Origin of the sequence: Streptomyces sp. NPDC005811, from assembly GCF_040630405.1 — a bacterium.
GTDB lineage: Bacteria > Actinomycetota > Actinomycetes > Streptomycetales > Streptomycetaceae > Streptomyces.
Genome location: NZ_JBEXXK010000010.1, coordinates 66,454 through 81,678 on the forward strand (window position 1 = coordinate 66,454; position 15,225 = coordinate 81,678).

The following is a 15,225-nucleotide window of genomic DNA, read 5'->3' on the forward strand; positions in this document are numbered from 1 at the left end:
CGTACGGGCGGCGTGCCGTGCCGAGGTCTGCGCGCGGGGCCGCCGCCGTCACCGTTCGCTCCCGTCCTGCTCGGTGTGCAGCCGCTTCAGTTCCGCCGCGACCGCCCGGCCTATCTCGTCCAGGGGGCCGGGGCTGAGCATGTCGTCGTGGGCGCAGTCCAGGTGGTGCGCGGTCACGGTGCCGCCGGTGTACGGGGCCCAGAGGCGTTCCTTGTCCGTCTCCTCGCCCCACGGCGAGCGGTCGGCCAGGAACAGGTGCATCTCGCCGTCGTAACGTCCCGGCCGGTAACGGGTGTTGAGGATCTGGTGGCGGGCCATCAGATCCACCATGCGGGTCATCCGCCGCTCCCCCACGCGGGCCAGCGCGCTGCCGTCGCGACGCAGGACGTCGACGATGTCCGCCGGGCTGAGATCCCGGTCGCCGAACTCATCGCGCCGGTGTCCGATGCCCTCCAGCAGCCAGGCCAGGCTGCCCTGCGCGTCCCGTTCGTCGACGGCACCGGTCCGGGGATAGGCGTCCAGGTTGGCCAGCAGGCCCACCTGCTGTCCGGCGGCCCGCAGTTGCACCGCGATCTCGTACGCGAGCAGTCCGCCGAACGACCAGCCGAGCAGGTGGTACGGCCCTTCGGGCTGCACCCGGCGGATGAGGTCGATGTACGCCGCGGCGTTCGCCTCGATGCTGTCGGGCAGGGGTGCGCCGTCGACAACGCTGGGCGACTGGATGCCGTAGACCGGGTGCTCCGGACCGATCCAGCGGGCCAGCGGCAGGTAGGAGAGTGCGAGGCCGACACCGCTGTGGACGCAGAAGACGGGCGGGCGCCCGCCGGTCGGACGGATGCACAGCATCGGTGCGAAGGTGTCCGCGTGGTCGAGGCCCTCGGTCTCCTCGATCGCCTCGGCCGTGAGGCGCAGGGTGTCCCGGGGAGCGGGGGCCGTCGGCTCCGGCGCCGTCCCGGGTTCCGGTTCCGGGCGCAGCGCCGTCGCGAGCGCGGCCACGCTCTGGTGGGTGAACACATCGGCGATGGTGAGCTCGAGGCCGGCCCTGCGGGCGTGGGCCACCAGGCGCAGCGACTTCATGCTGTCCATGGACCGGGTCTCGAAGAAGTTCTCCGCCGGGGCCACGGACTCGGCCCCGACCACCTCGGCGACGATCGCGCAGAGCCGGGCCACGACCGGGTCGGCCGCGTCGGCGACCGGCCGCGGTGGCTGCGGTGGCCGCGCCGGACCGACCGGAGCATCGCCGCCCCGGGTCACCATCCGGCCCGTCCGCCACATCCGTGCCCCTGCCCCGCCCCACGGATCGGCGACGAACCGCCCGGCGGTGGCGCCGGCCCGGCCCGCGTAGGACCGGGCGACGGCCGCCCCCGCGAGATACAGCTCGCCCTCGGGGGCCGGGCGCAGGGCCTCGTCCAGGACGTAGCCGTGGGCCGGCCGGTGGGCCGTGTCCACCGGGAACGTGTCCGGTGCGGCCCACGCGGCGGGCGGTCGCTCGCGGGAGGCGACGCCGGTCCCGGCGAGCAGCGCGCCGAACAGCCCGGCCTCACCGGGCCGTCCCGCGTCGAGGGCGGCGGCGACCCGGGCGGCGGCCGTGCGGTGTTCCACGACCGTGCCGGATGTGCCGCCGCGGATCACGTACGCGGCCTGGCCGGGCCGTGCCGTGGCGGTCACGGGCCGGTGGTCGTCGTCGGCCGTGCCGCGCAGTGCCGCGACGTCGAGGACGAGCACCGGCACCCCGGTCGCCCGCAGCCGTCCCGCCATGCCCGCCGTCGTCAGGACGCACACCGGGTCGACGTCCTCGAAGAGGCGCCGGATCCCGTCACCCGGTTCGTCCGCGGCCAGCGGCACGTACGCCGCGCCCGCCTTGAGGATCGCGAGTGCCGCGAGGGCCTGGTCGGCGGCGCGCGGCACGGCGAGCGCCACGGTGCGCTCGGGGCCGGCTCCGGCCGCGACCAGGGTGCGCGCCAACGCGTCGGCGCACCGGTCGAGTTCGCCGTACGACAGCGCCTGGGGCCCGCTGCCGACGGCGACGCTGCCGGGCTTCCCGGCGACCAGTTCGGCGAAGAGGTCGAGCAGGGTGACGTCGGGCAGCTCCCGGACGATCTCGTCGAAGTCCGGAGCCGCGCCGGCCGCAGCGGCCGGCGTGTCCGTGCCCCCGACCTCCAGGTCCCCGATCCGTACGTCCGGATCGGCCACCGCGTCCCGCAGGACCCGCGTGAACTGCCGCACCAGGCTCTCGGCCGTCTCCCGCGTGAACAGGTCCTTGCTGAAGGTCAGCAGGCCCTGCATGCCGTCCTTGTCGTGCCACGGCACCAGTTCGACGACGAGGTCGAGCTTGGCCTGCCGGGACGGGACGTACTCGGGGCGCGCGGTCAGGCCGGGCAGGCCGAGGTCGCGTACGCCGTCGTACTGCACGGTCAGCGACACCTGGAACAGCGGGTGCCGGTTCAGCGCGCGGGCCGGCCGCAGCGCGTCGACGACCCGGTCGAAGGGCACGTCCTGGTGGGAGAAGGCCGCGAGGTCGGTCTCCCGGAGCCGGTCGAGCAGTTCGCGGAACGTCGGGTCGCCGCTGGTGTCGCCGCGCAGCACCAGGGTGTTGAGGAACATGCCGACGATGTCCGAGAGCGCGTCGTCCGTGCGGCCCGCCACCGAGACACCCACCGGGATGTCGGTACCCGCGCCGCGCCGGGTCAGCAGGGCCGACAGCGCCGCCTGGTAGACGATGAACTCGGTCGTGCCGGTGGCGCGGGCCAGCTCCCCGATCGCCGACCGGAGGCCGGCGTCCACGTCGAACAGCACCACGTCGCCCTCCCGCGACCCCTGCGCCGGGCGCGGGAAGTCGGCGGGCAGCGGTGTCTCGTCGGGCAGGCCCGCGAGCGCGTCGCGCCAGAAGTCGAGCTGTTCGGCGGCGAGCCCGTCCGGGTCGTCGTCGTCGAGCAGTGCGCGCTGCCAGACGGCGAAGTCGGCGTACTGGACGGGCAGCGGCTCCCAGCGGGGCGCGCGGCCCGTGCTCCTGGACCGGTAGGCGGCGGCGAAGTCGCCGAGGAACGGGCCCATCGACCAGCCGTCGAACGCGATGTGGTGGATCACGAACAGCAGCACGGACTCGTCCGGTCCCGCCGGGAAGAGGCGGACCCGCAGCGGGGGCTCCTCGGTGAGGTCGAAGCCGCGGTCGGCCTCCGCGGCCACCGCCGCGGTCACCTCGTCGGCCGGGACCGGCACCACCTCGACGGCGGCTCGGCCCGCGGCGGCGTCCAGGAGGCGCAGCGACGGCACCCCGTCGGTGTCCGGCATCACGGTGCGCAGCACCTCGTGCCGCTCGGCGACGTCGCGCACCGCGGCCCGCAGGGCGTCCGTGTCGAGCCGCCCGGTGAGCCGGAAGGCCAGTACCGAGTTGAACGATCCGTCCGCCGTCCCCTCGCGGCGGTTGAGGAACCACTGCCGCTGCTGGGTGAAGGAGAGCGGCCGCTCGGTTCCGGCGGGCGCGGGTGCCAGCGGCGGCCGGGCCCGGTCCGCCTGCCCCACCCGGGCGGCGAGCTCGGCGGCGGTGCGGGCCTCGAAGAGGGCCCGGATGGGAAGTTCGGCGCCGAGGACGCCGCGGACCCGGCTGACCAGGCGCGTGGCGAGCAGCGAGTGCCCGCCGATCTCGAAGAAGTCGTCGTCGGCGTGGACCCGGTCACGGCCGAGGATGTCGGCGAACAGGCCGCACAGGATCTCCTCGACGGGTGTGCGCGGGGCGCGTCCCCGGGCACCGGCCCCGAGGTCCGGGTCGGGCAGGGCGGCGCGGTCCAGCTTTCCGTTGGTGGTGAGCGGGAGCGCGTCCAGGGCGACCACGGCGGACGGCACCATGTAGTCGGGCAGTTCCCGGACGAGGCGGTCCCGCAGGGCGGCGGTGTCCGCACCGGCCCCGGCTCCGGACGCGGCGGCAGCCACCACGTACGCCACCAGTCGCCGCTCGCCCGCCGCGTCCTCGCGCATCACCACGGCGGCCTGGTCGACCGAGGGCATGGCCGTCAGCGCCGCGGAGATCTCCCCGAGTTCGATGCGGATGCCGCGCAGCTGCACCTGGTCGTCGGCGCGGTCCAGGTAGTCGAGCTCGCCGTCGGGCAGCCAGCGCACCAGGTCGCCGGTGCGGTACATCCGGCCGCCGGCCGGCCCGTACGGGTCGGGCACGAACCGCTGGGCGGTCAGCCCCGGCCTGCCGAGGTAGCCGCGGGCCAGTCCCCCGCCGACGTACAGCTCGCCGGCACAGCCGGCCGGGACGGGCCGCAGCGCGTGGTCCAGGACGTACACGCGGTGGGCGCTGGTGGGCCGGCCGATCGGCGGGCGGCCGCGGCCGGGTACGAGCGGTCCGCTCACGGTGCAGCCCACGACGGCCTCGGTGGGGCCGTACCCGTTGAACATCCGCACCGAGCCCGCCCAGCGGTCGACGACCTGGGGCGGAACGGCCTCGCCGGTCACCACCATGCGCAGGTCGGCGGGGAGCGTGCTGCCCTCGGGGAGGGCGCCGACGACGACCGGCGGCAGCGCGGCCAGGGTGATGCCGGCGCCGTTGATCAGGTCGACGAGCGGCTGTCCCGGGGTGCGGTGCTCCTCGTCGGCGATCACCAGGGTGCCGCCGTTGAGCAGGGCCAGCATGATGCCGAAGATCGACGCGTCGAAGCTGAAGGACGCGAACTGCAGGACGCGGACGTCGTGGTCGAGGTCGAACCGCCCGGTGAGGCTGTCGACCATCGCCATCAGCGCGGCGTGCGGCACGGTCACGCCCTTGGGGCGGCCGGTGGAGCCGGAGGTGTAGATCATGTAGGCGGTGTGCCGCGGGTGCAGCGGTTCGTTCCGGTCCGCGTCGGTGAGGTCGGCGCCGGAGAGTCCGGCCAGGTCCGCCGCGATGCCGGGTGAGTCGAGGATCAGGGGGACGCGGGCCGGGCCGGGCAGCCCCGCCGGGCGGGCGGCGGTCGCGGTGTCGGTGAGCAGGACCGCGGGGCGCGCGTCGTCGAGGAGGTACGCGATGCGGTCGGCCGGGTAGTCGACGTCGACGGGCAGGAACACGGCGCCCGCCTTCATCGCGGCCAGGGCCGCCACCACCAGCTCCGGGGAGCGCGGCAGCAGCACGGCGACCGGTTCCTCGGGGCGCACCCCCCGGGCGACGAGGAGCCGGGCGATCCGGTTGGCGCGGGTGTTCAGCTCGGTGTAGTCGAGGACGTCGGCGCCGAGGGAGACGGCGGGCTTGTCCGGGAACCAGGCGGCCCACCGCTCGAAGGTGTCGGTGGCGAGCAGGTCGGGCTCGGGCAGCGCGGTCCCGGCCCCCGCCCAGTCGGCGGTGAGCCGGTGCCGCTCGTGCTCGTCGAGGGTGTCGAGGCGGCCGAGCGGGATCCCCGGGTCGGCCGCGAGGCGCTCCAGGACGCGGAGGAAGCGTCGTACGAAGGCGGCGGTCCGCTCCTCGGTGAACACGTCGGGCCGGTACTGGGCCTCCACCCTCAGCCGGCCGTCCGGGGCCGGGAAGACACCGATCGCCAGGGGGTACTCGGCGACGACACGGGCCTTCCAGCCGAGCATGGTCAGTCCGGGGATGTGCTCTCCGATGCGGTCGAGGGCGCCGGCCGGGTAGTTGTGGAAGCTGACGACGGTGTCGAACAGCTCGCCGCTGCCGGCGCACCGCTGTACCTCGGCGAGGCCCAGGTGGTGGTGCGGTTCGAGGCCGAGCTGACGGTCCTGGAGCTCGGCGAGCATCACCTCGAAGGGCTGTGCGGCGTCGAGCCGGGCGCGGACCGGCAGGGTGTGCAGGAACGCGCCGACCATCCGCTCCACCTCCCGGAGTTCGGCCGGCCGGCCGGAGACGACGGCGCCGAAGGTGACGTCCTGTCGTCCGGTGAGCGCGCCCAGGACGACGGCCCAGGCGCCCTGCATCACGGTGTTCAGGGTGAGGCCGCGGTCGTGCGCCCAGGGGGTGAGCGCGGCGGTGACCTCGGCGGGCACGTCGGTGACGAGGGTCTCGGGCAGCACGGAGACGCGGTCGCGGTCGGCGGGGCCGAGCCGGGTCGCCCCGCCCGCTTCCTCGATGTCCGCCAGCTCGGCGCGCCAGGCCTCGCGGGCGGCGTCCTTGTCCTGGGCCGCCGACCACTCCAGGTGACGGTGGGCGGGGGCCACCCGGGCGAGGGCGGTGGTGTCGGCGCCGTTGGACCACAGGGTGACCAGTTCCTCGGCGAGCACGGCGGACAGGGACCAGCCGTCGACCAGCAGGTGATGCGTGGTCCACACGACCCGGTGCCGGTCGTCGGAGAACCGGTAGACGGTGAACCGGGTCAGCGGGCCGCGGGTGACGTCGAAGCGGTGCAGCCACTCCTCGTCGGTGCGGCGGGCCGCCTCGGCGTCCACGTCGGCCGCGGCGACGTCGGTCAGGTCGACCTCGGTCCACGGCAGGTCGACCTGGTCGGGGATCAGCTGGACCGGATCGCCGGTGTCGCGTTCGCGGAAACGGGCGCGCAGGGCCGGGTTGCGGTCGAGGAGCGCGACGGCGGCGGCCCGCAGCGCGGCCGGGTCCAGGGGGCCGCCGATGTCCATGACGACCTGGAGGGTGTACGCGTCCATGCCCTGCCGGTCGAACTCGGCCTGGAAGAGCAGTCCGCGCTGGAGCGGGGAGAGCGGCAGGATGTCGGTGACACCGCGCAGTTCGCTCTCGTACGCGTCGATCTCCCGCTGGTCGACCCGGACGAGCGGGAAGTCGGACGGGATGCGCCCCGTGGTGCCCGGCCGGTCCGCGTGCGCGACCAGGGTTTCCAGGGCGCGGAACCAGGTCTCGGCGAGATCCCGTACGTCGGCCTCGTCGAGCAGCGCGGAGGCCCAGGTCCAGTCGGCGACGAGGACGGGGCCCCCGGGGCGGTCCTCGGCGACGGCCACGATGTCGACGGGCTGGCGCAGCGGTGTGCCCGGGGCCGCGGTCTGGCCGGCGCCGCCGGCCCTCAGGGACCAGTCGCCGCCGCTCACCGGGAACCGGCCCAGGTAGTTGAAGGCGAGTTGCGGGACGGGGGTGCGGGCGAGAACGGTGGCGGTCTGCGGGTTGAGGTGGCTCAGCAGGCCGTGGCCGATGCCGTGGTCGGGCAGGGCGCGCAGGGCGGCCTTGACCCGCCTGAGCGCGGCCGTGAGGGAGGCGCCGCCCTGCCACGCGTCGGACAGGTCGAGCTCGCCCAGGTCGAGGCCGACGGGGAAGACGCTGGTGAACCAGCCGACCGTACGGGACACGTCGAGGTCCCCGGCGTTCTGCTCGCGGCCGTGGCCCTCCAGCTCGATCAGCGCTCGGGTGACGTCGGAGGCCCCGGTGCGGCGGGCCCGCTCGACGAGGGCGAGGGCGAGACCGGTCAGGAGCACCTCGTTGATCTCGGCGTGGAGGGCGGCGGGCACCTGGGTGAGCAGGGCCGCCGTGTGCTCGGCCGGCAGTTCGACGCGGAGCCGGCCGGCGCTGCCGTGCACGTCACGGGCCGGATCCAGCGGCTGCGCGGTGAGCACCGCCGGCGCCCCGCTCGACTGCTGCGTCCACAAGGGCAGTTCGGCCATGCGGTCGGCGGTGCGGGCCTCCTCGGACAGAGCCTTCGCCCAGCGGCGGTAGGAGGTCGGGACGGGGTCGAGCTGCGGCTCGCGCCCCTCGGTGACGGCCTCCCAGGCGGACCGGAGGTCGGGCAGCAGGATCCGCCAGGACACGCCGTCGACGGCGAGGTGGTGGACGACCAGGAGCAGTGTGCCGGCGCCCTGCCCGGTCAGCAGCACCGCCTGTGCGACGAGCCCGTCCTCGGGGCGCAGCCGGCCGCGGGCCGCCGCCAGTTCCTCGGCCAGGCGTACGGCCCGGTCGGCGCCCTCGGGTACGGGGACGGTGGTGAGGACGTCGGAGGCGGCGACGGCGCCCCGGGGCCGGGTGCTGAGGGACCACAGGCCGGGGACCGGGCGGGCGAGGCGCAGCCGCAGCGTGTCGTGGCGGTCCAGGACGGCCTGGAGCGCGCGCTCCAGACGTGGGGCGTCCACCTCGGCGGGCACGCTCACCGCGAAGTACTGCGCGAACTCCTTTGCCTCGTCCGGGAGATGCGCCAGAAGTTCTCGCAACTGCTCGGCCACGGGCAGGAGTTCGACCTCCCCGATGCCGTCCTCCTCGGCCGTGGGTGCCGCCTGTGCGGCGTGTCCGGCGACGGCGGCGATGGCCGCCGGGGTGCGGTGCCGGAAGACGTCGCGGGCCGTGACGAGCAGCCCCTCCTTGCGTGCCCTGCCGACCACCTGGAGGGAGCTGATGCTGTCGCCGCCGAGGGCGAAGAAGCTGTCCTCGGGGCCGACTTCGGGCAGTCCGAGCACCTCGGCCAGGATCCGGCACAGGATGCGCTCGTCGTCGGTGCGCGCGGCGCGGCCCTGTCCGGGGGCCCCGAAGTCGGGGGCCGGCAGGGACCTGCGGTCGACCTTGCCGTGCGCGGTCAGCGGCAGTTCGTCCAGGGCGACGAGGACGGTCGGCACCAGGGCGCCGGCCAGTCGCTGTGCCAGCAGGGCGCGGGCGGCCGCGGTGTCCGGGCGGGTGTCGGCACCGACGACGTACCCGACGAGCCGCTTCTGTCCGGCCGGGTCGGTGACGGCGGCGGCCACCGCGTCGGCGACGCCGGGCAGTTCACGCAGGGCCGCCTCTACCTCGCCGAGTTCGATGCGCTGGCCGCGGATCTTGACCTGATGGTCGACGCGGCCCACGAAGGCCAGTCGGCCGTCCGGGCGCAGGACGACATGGTCGCCGGTGCGGTACATCCGGGAGCCGTCGGCGGCGAACGGGTCGGGCACGAACGTGGTGGCGGTGCGACGCGGGTCCCCGAGGTAGCCGCGGCCGACGCCCCACCCGGAGATGAACAGTTCGCCCCGCGCGCCGCGCGGCACCGGCCGCAGGTCGGCGCCGAGGACGTGCAGGCGGGTGTTGCGCAGCGGCCGGCCGATCGGCACGACGGGCGCGTCCAGCTCGCCGGGGGTGGAGACGTACGCGTGGGTGACGTCGTCGGAGCACTCGGTGGGGCCGTAGAGGTTGGCGAGCGGGATGTCCGGGTAGCGGGCGAACCAGCGCCTGCACAGGTCGGCGGGGAGCGCCTCGCCGTTGGAGATCATCCACCGCAGGGCGGGCAGCTCGGGCGCCGGGCCCGCCGCGTCCCAGACGTCGAGGGTGGCGCGGAGCAGGGAGGGCACGACCTCGATGACGGTCAGTCCCTCGGCGCCGATGGCGGGGAACAGGGCGTCCGGGTCGGCGGCGTCACCGCGGCCGAAGGCGCGGACGCGGCCGCCGACGAGCAGGGTCGTCAGGGTCTGCCAGACGGTGACGTCGAAGGTGACGGGGGCGTTGTGGACGAGTGCGTCGGCGCCGGTGAGCCCGAACTCCTCGATCTTGGCGAGGAGATGGTTGACCATGCCGCCGCGCTGCACCATGGCGCCCTTGGGCTTGCCGGTGGAGCCGGAGGTGTAGATGACGTAGGCGAGGTCCAGCGGGCCGCCGGTGACGGGGGCCAGCGCGTTCGCGGGGTCGGTGCGGGCGTCGAGGACGTGCACGGGCAGCGGGCCGGCGACGTCATGGGCCAGGCCGGCGTGCTCGTCCTGGGTGAGCAGGAAGCCGGCGCCGCTGTCCCGCAGCAGTGCGGCCAGCCGGGGCGGGGGCGCGCCGGGGTCGAGGGGCACGAAGGCACGTCCGGCGCCGAGGACGGCGAGTTCGGCGGTGACGAAGTCCCGGCCGGGCTCGCAGAGGACGGCCACCGGGCCGTGGCCGGTCAGGACACGGGAGACGGCGGAGGCCCGGCCGACCAGCTCGGCGTAGTCGATGCTGCCGCCGTCGTCGGTGACGGCCACCGCGTGGGGTGCCCGGGCGGCCTGCTCCCGCACCCGCTCCACGACCCCCCGGTAGGGGGTCTCGCGGACGGGCCCGGTGAGCGCGGCGGTGAGACCGGCCCGCTCGTCGTCGGTGAGCAGGTCGAGCCCACCGAGCGGGGCGTCGGGCGGGGCCTGGAGGAAGGCCTCCAGGAAGGCGGTGAACCGGTCCAGGTGGGTGCGGACCTCGGCCCGGTCGTAGCGTGCGGTGTTGCCGCTGAGGTCGACGCCCAGCCCGGCGTCTCCCTTGTCCGCCACGGTGAACTCCAGGTCGTCGACGAGTCCCGTGGACGGGCTGTGGATGGTGGCCTCGCACGGGCCGATGGCCAGCTTCTCGACCTGCGGCATCATGTTGAGGAACGGGCCGAACGGCCGCCGGTCGTCGCTGGGCAGGCCCATGGCCCTGCGGATCCTGCTGACCCGGTGCCGCTGGTGCCTGAGGCCCTGCGAGAACACCTGGTACGTCGCCGTGAGCAGCTCGGCGCGTGTGGTGCCGGCGGACACCGCGAGCCGTAACGGCAGGTTGTTCACCACCATGCCGGGGATGCGCTGCGTCGTGCCCCCGACGCGCGCCGTCACCGGGAGGGCGAGCAGGACGTCCTCGGTGCCGGCGGTGCGCGCGGTGTAGGCGCCGAGCGCGGCGGCGAACGTGGTCTGCCAGGTCACCCGGGACTCCCAGGCGACCGTGCGCAGCAGCTCCGCCGTCCGCTCGGGCAGCACCGTGCCCTCCTGGTGGAAGGACTGGGCGGGCTGGGCGTCCCGGGTGGCCAGGCTGATCAGCTGGGGGCCGTCGCCCACCTGCTCCTGCCAGTACGCCGCGTCCCGGCCGCTCTTCGCCGACGCGGTGTACGCCGCCTCGGCGTCGACGAGAGCGGCGAGCCCGGGGAAGCGGCCCTCCTCGGGCGGGGTGCCGTCGAGCAGGGCGCCGTAGATCTCGGAGAGCCGCTGGAAGTAGATGACGTAGCTGAAGCCGTCGGAGACGAGGTGGTGGTTGACGAGGCAGAAGAAGGTGCGCCGCGGACCGAGCACGAACACGCCCAGCCGGAACAGCGGGGCGTGCCCCCGGTCGCCGTCGGACTCCTCGTCGATGGGGAACGGTACGGCCAGGTCCTCGCGGATCGCCTGCCGCGCGGCGGCCACGGGGTCGGGCGCGGTGCTCACGTCGGTGACGGTCAGCGGCAGGGTGTCGAGCGCTTCGACGAACTGGCGCGGCTCACCGTCCTGTTCGTCGAACCGGACGCGCAGGCACTCCGACTCGTCGACGAGCCGCGCGAGCGCGCCGCGGAAGAGGTCGAGATCCAGCGGGCCGCGGATGTCCCAGTAGATGGCGGTGTTGTAGGTCGCGCCCCCGCCGGAGAGTTTCGCGTCGAACCAGATGTCCTTCTGGCCGGCGGTGAGCGGCAGGCCGACCGTCTGAACAGGTGTCATGGCAGTTCCCCTAGGTGAAGGATGGTGCGGGTGGGGGCGCGGCGCGGTTCAGCCGCAGCCGCCCGCGTGGCCGTCGTCGGTGGCCGTGCCGATGCCGACCGCGGTGAGTGCGCGAGGGACCGAGGCGGCCGGCTCCTCCTGGGAGCGCAGGTGCTGCACAAAGGCGTCGAGCCGGTCGATCCCCCAGAAGCGGCTGTAGCCGTGCACGAAGAACGGCACGCCGAACACACCGTCCGCGCAGACGTCCAGGAGGATGCGGATGCCCTCGGCGCGCAGCTCGGGCTGGTCGGCGGCGCGGGACAGACGCACGGGGTCGATGCCCAGCTCCCAGCCGATGTCCTCGATGGTCTGCGGGTCGCAGATGTCGCGGCCCTGGCCGAACCTGGCCCGGTACACGGCGTCGATGTAGTCGTGGCCGCGGCCTTGGCCGCGGGCGACGAGATAGCCCAGGTGCGGGACCTCCCACACCGGGTCGCGGTCGACCGGCCAGACGACCTCGATCCCCAGGGCGCCGGTGAGGCGGCCGACGTCCTGGAGCACGTAGCGGTTCTTCTCGCGGGACATCTCCGAGTAGGGGAAGCGGCCGCCCTGGTCCTCCATGAGCCGGGCGCTCAGCGGGTCGGGCTCGAAGAAGGGCACCCATTCGAGGCGCTCCGCGAGGTCCCGGTGCTCGGCCATCACCTTGCGGTACGCGAGCCACGAGTAGGGGCTTCGCAGGGAGAAGTAGAACCGCGGCGTCTTGTTCTTGGGCATGGTGGAGCCCCCTTCCGGTCAGACGACGAGGCCGCCGTCGACTCCGAATACCTGTCCTGTGATGTACGAGGCGCGGTCGGACGCGAGGAACGCCACCAGGTCGGCGACCTCCTCGGGGCGGCCGAGGCGGCCGAGCGGGATCCGCTCGGTCATCCTCGCGAGGTGCTCGTCGGCGAGGCCGGAGAGCATGTCGGTGTCGATGAAGCCGGGCGCCACCGCGTTGGCGCGGATGCCGTAGCGGCCCGACTCCTTGGCGAGTGCCTTGGTGAAGCCGATGATTCCGGCCTTGGTGGCCGAGTAGTTGGCCTGTGTGGCGTTCCCGTACACGCCGGCCACGGACGACAGCGTGATCACGGATCCGGCCCGGCGCTTCATCATCGAGAAGACCGCGGCCTTGCAGAGGTTGTAGGTGCCGTCGAGATTGACCCGCACGACCGCGTCCCAGTCGGCGGGCGCGAGGAGCACCAGGGGGTTGTCGCGCACGATGCCCGCGCAGGACACCACGGTGTGCAGCGGGCCGAGTTCGCGTTCGGCCGCCTTGACGAAGGCGCGTACGGCGTCGTGGTCCGCCACGTCCGTACGCGCCGCGTACACGCGGGCGCCCGCGGCGGTGGCCTCCTCGGCGACGGCGTCGGCCGCCTCCTTGTCGGACTGGAAGCAGAAGGCCACGTCGTGGCCGTCGCGGGCGAGCCGGGTGACCACATGGCGGCCGATGCCACGCGAGCCGCCGCTGACGAGGGCGACGGGTCGATCGGTTGCGGACATGCTTGTCTCCTGAAAGTGCGGGGGGGGGCTCAGGTGCCGGTGAGGACGGCGCAGCCGACCTGGCCGTCCCGTTCGATGCCGGTCACCAGGGCCGCTTCGCCGGGGCCGAGGCCCTGGTCGCCGGCCGTGGCGAGGACGGCCGCCAGCTGGAGGGCGGTGGCCGCGGCGGAGGTGTCGCCGACGCGTTCGCGCAGCCGTATCCACTCGGGGTGCGCGCCGGGCAGGGCATCGGTGACGGCCTGCTCCTCCTCGGCGGCGAGCTTCCCCCCGCCCCCGAGCGGCGCCACGAACCGGACGTCCCCGGGTGCCGCCCCCGCCGCTTCCAGGGCCCCGCGCACACACACGGTGAGCGCCTCACGGGGGCCGTCGGTCCCCTGGTAGGCGCGGAAGCGGGCGGCTCCGACGCGGGCCAGGGCGGTACGGCCCGCCGCCGCGGCGTCCTCGGCGGGCTCGACCAGGAACACGGCGGCGCCCTCGCCGAGCGGGGTCCCCCGCTCCTCGTCGGCCCGTCCGTGCCACTCCAGCCAGGCGCGCTGCGTGGAGAACTCCTCGGCCGCCCCGCAGAGCACCCGCGCGCAGTGGCCGCCCCGGTACAGCCGCAGCGCGTAGCCGAGCGCCAGCAGACCGGTCAGCGAACCTCCGGCCACCGTGGTGTTGGGGCCCTTGATGCGATGCCAGATGGCACTCTGCCCGGCGGCCCGGTTCATCACGGTGTTCGGGAAGCGGGCGGGCTCCACGTGGTAGGGGCGCTCCCCGGAGAGGGAGTCCCTGGTGAAGTCCATGACGCTCTGGACACTGCCGGAGCCGGTGCCGAGGACCAGGGCGGTCTGCTCCGGCCGGGCCGCGAGTTCCTCGGCGACGGACTCGACGAGTCCGCCGACGGCGACGACGGCGAGCGCGGTCAGCCGGTCCATCGTCCGGGTGCCCTTCTTGCCGACGTACCGGGCGGCGGTGAAGTCCGGTACCAGGGCGGCCTGCCGGAAGGGGACCTCGTGGAGGCCGGGGTCGAGGGCGGCCAGGGCGGAGCGTCCCTCGGCGAGCCCCTGCCGCAGCGGCTCGTTGCCCACGCCGTACGGGGAGATCGCCGACCACGCGGAGATGACGAGGGACGACATCACGCGGCCTCCTTGACGGGCTCCGGGCGTTCTGTGCGTTCCCTGCGTTCCGGGCGTTCTGTGCGGTTCATGCGGCCGAGGATCAGCACCGCGTTGTTGCCCGCGAAGGCGAGCGCGTTGTTCTGCACGACGTTCAGGACGGCGGGGCGGGCCTCGTTCGGTACGCAGTCCAGTCCGCACTCGGGGTCCGTCTCACGGTGGTTGACGGTCGGCGGGATGAAGCCCTCGGTGATGGCGAGGGCGCAGGCCGCCGCCGCCAGGGCGCTGGCCGCGCCCATGGAGTGGCCGATCATCGACTTGATGGAGACCGTGGGCGGCGGGGCGTCGAAGACCTGACGGATCGCGCCGGCCTCCGTCACGTCGTTGGCCCGCGTCCCCGTGCCGTGCGCGGAGATGAAGTCGATGTCGTCCTGTGCCACCCCGGCGTTGCGGTGGGCGATCTCCATGCAGCGGGCGAGGCTGTCCTGGTCGGGCGCCACGGGGTGGTGCGCGTCGCAGTTCAGTCCGTAGCCCAGCACCTCGGCGTAGATCCGCGCCCCGCGCGCGAGGGCGGAGTCGAGGCTCTCCAGGAGGAGGACGCCCGCCCCCTCGCCGGTGAGGATGCCCTTGCGGTCGATGTCGAAGGGCTGGCAGACCTCGGGAGCGATGGTGCCCAGGCGGTAGAAGCCGGTGAACGTCTTGCGGCAGACGGCGTCGGCGCCGCCGCACAGCGCGGCTTCCACCTCTCCGCTCCGGATGGCGTCGAAGCCGCTGCCGATCGCGTAGTTGCCCGCCGCGCAGGCGGTCGGGATGGTGAGGGCCTCGACATCGACCAGGCCGAGTTCCCGGACGATGCCGCTGGACAGGCGCCCGGCCTGCGCCCTGCGCGCCAGGCCGGGCGACAGCCGCTCGGGGCCCTCCGCGAGCTGGGCGGCGACCAGGGTGTCGAGGTCGCGCGACTCGGCGTCGGTGGTGCCGACCGAGACCAGCACCCTGCGCTCCCGCAGGTCCCGCGCGGTCAGGCCGGCGTCCGCGACGGCCATGTTGGCCGCCGCGACGGAGAACTGGGTGGCGCGGCCCAGCTCCTGGGGGTCGACGTGGTGGATCCACTCGTGCGGCACGAAGTCGGTCACCTCACATGCGTGGGCATGCGCGAAGCCGCTCGTGTCGAAGGCCGTGATGGGCTTGACCCCGCTGCGTCCGGACTTCAGTCCGTCCAGGAAGGCCGGGGCCCCGAGCCCGATGCTGGTGACCGCTCCGAGTCCGGTGATGACCACCCGGCGCGGCCGCTGCTCCTCGTCGTACACCATGCGCTCCCGTCGTG

Annotated in this window: 5 protein-coding genes; all 5 read right to left on the bottom strand. The window is 74.4% G+C overall.

What is annotated here, in order from left to right:
• Nucleotides 1-48 precede the first annotated feature (48 nt).
• From ABZ490_RS13150 to ABZ490_RS13170, 5 genes are read right to left on the bottom strand one after another with little or no spacing between them, the layout of a single operon-like run.
• On the bottom strand, nt 49-11,289 hold the full coding sequence (locus ABZ490_RS13150) for an amino acid adenylation domain-containing protein (protein ID WP_358988627.1): 11,241 nt from the start codon (nt 11,287-11,289) through the stop codon (nt 49-51).
• Nucleotides 11,290-11,337: 48 nt separating this feature from the next.
• Complete coding sequence (locus ABZ490_RS13155; protein WP_358988629.1) at nt 11,338-12,042, bottom strand: DsbA family protein; 705 nt, start codon at nt 12,040-12,042, stop codon at nt 11,338-11,340.
• Nucleotides 12,043-12,060: 18 nt separating this feature from the next.
• The gene (fabG, locus tag ABZ490_RS13160) at nt 12,061-12,807 is read right to left on the bottom strand and encodes a 3-oxoacyl-ACP reductase FabG (RefSeq protein ID WP_358988631.1); all 747 of its coding nucleotides are present in this window, start codon (nt 12,805-12,807) and stop codon (nt 12,061-12,063) included.
• A 29-nt stretch (nt 12,808-12,836) separates the two neighbouring features.
• Nucleotides 12,837-13,922, bottom strand: a complete 1,086-nt coding sequence (locus tag ABZ490_RS13165) for a beta-ketoacyl synthase N-terminal-like domain-containing protein (protein WP_358988633.1) — start codon at nt 13,920-13,922, stop codon at nt 12,837-12,839.
• Nucleotides 13,922-15,211, bottom strand: coding sequence for a beta-ketoacyl-[acyl-carrier-protein] synthase family protein (locus tag ABZ490_RS13170; protein ID WP_358988635.1), 1,290 nt, complete (start codon nt 15,209-15,211; stop codon nt 13,922-13,924). The genes ABZ490_RS13165 and ABZ490_RS13170 overlap by 1 nt, the downstream gene beginning before the upstream one ends.
• Nucleotides 15,212-15,225 lie beyond the last annotated feature (14 nt).

What these genes read in the sequence shown, in the direction of transcription:
- fabG (WP_358988631.1), bottom strand. Translation starts at nt 12,807, where the DNA reads ATGTCCGCAACCGATCGACCCGTCGCCCTCGTCAGCGGCGGCTCGCGT.
- ABZ490_RS13165 (WP_358988633.1), bottom strand. Translation starts at nt 13,922, where the DNA reads ATGTCGTCCCTCGTCATCTCCGCGTGGTCGGCGATCTCCCCGTACGGC.
- ABZ490_RS13170 (WP_358988635.1), bottom strand. Translation starts at nt 15,211, where the DNA reads ATGGTGTACGACGAGGAGCAGCGGCCGCGCCGGGTGGTCATCACCGGA.
- ABZ490_RS13155 (WP_358988629.1), bottom strand. Translation starts at nt 12,042, where the DNA reads ATGCCCAAGAACAAGACGCCGCGGTTCTACTTCTCCCTGCGAAGCCCC.
- ABZ490_RS13150 (WP_358988627.1), bottom strand. Translation starts at nt 11,289, where the DNA reads ATGACACCTGTTCAGACGGTCGGCCTGCCGCTCACCGCCGGCCAGAAG.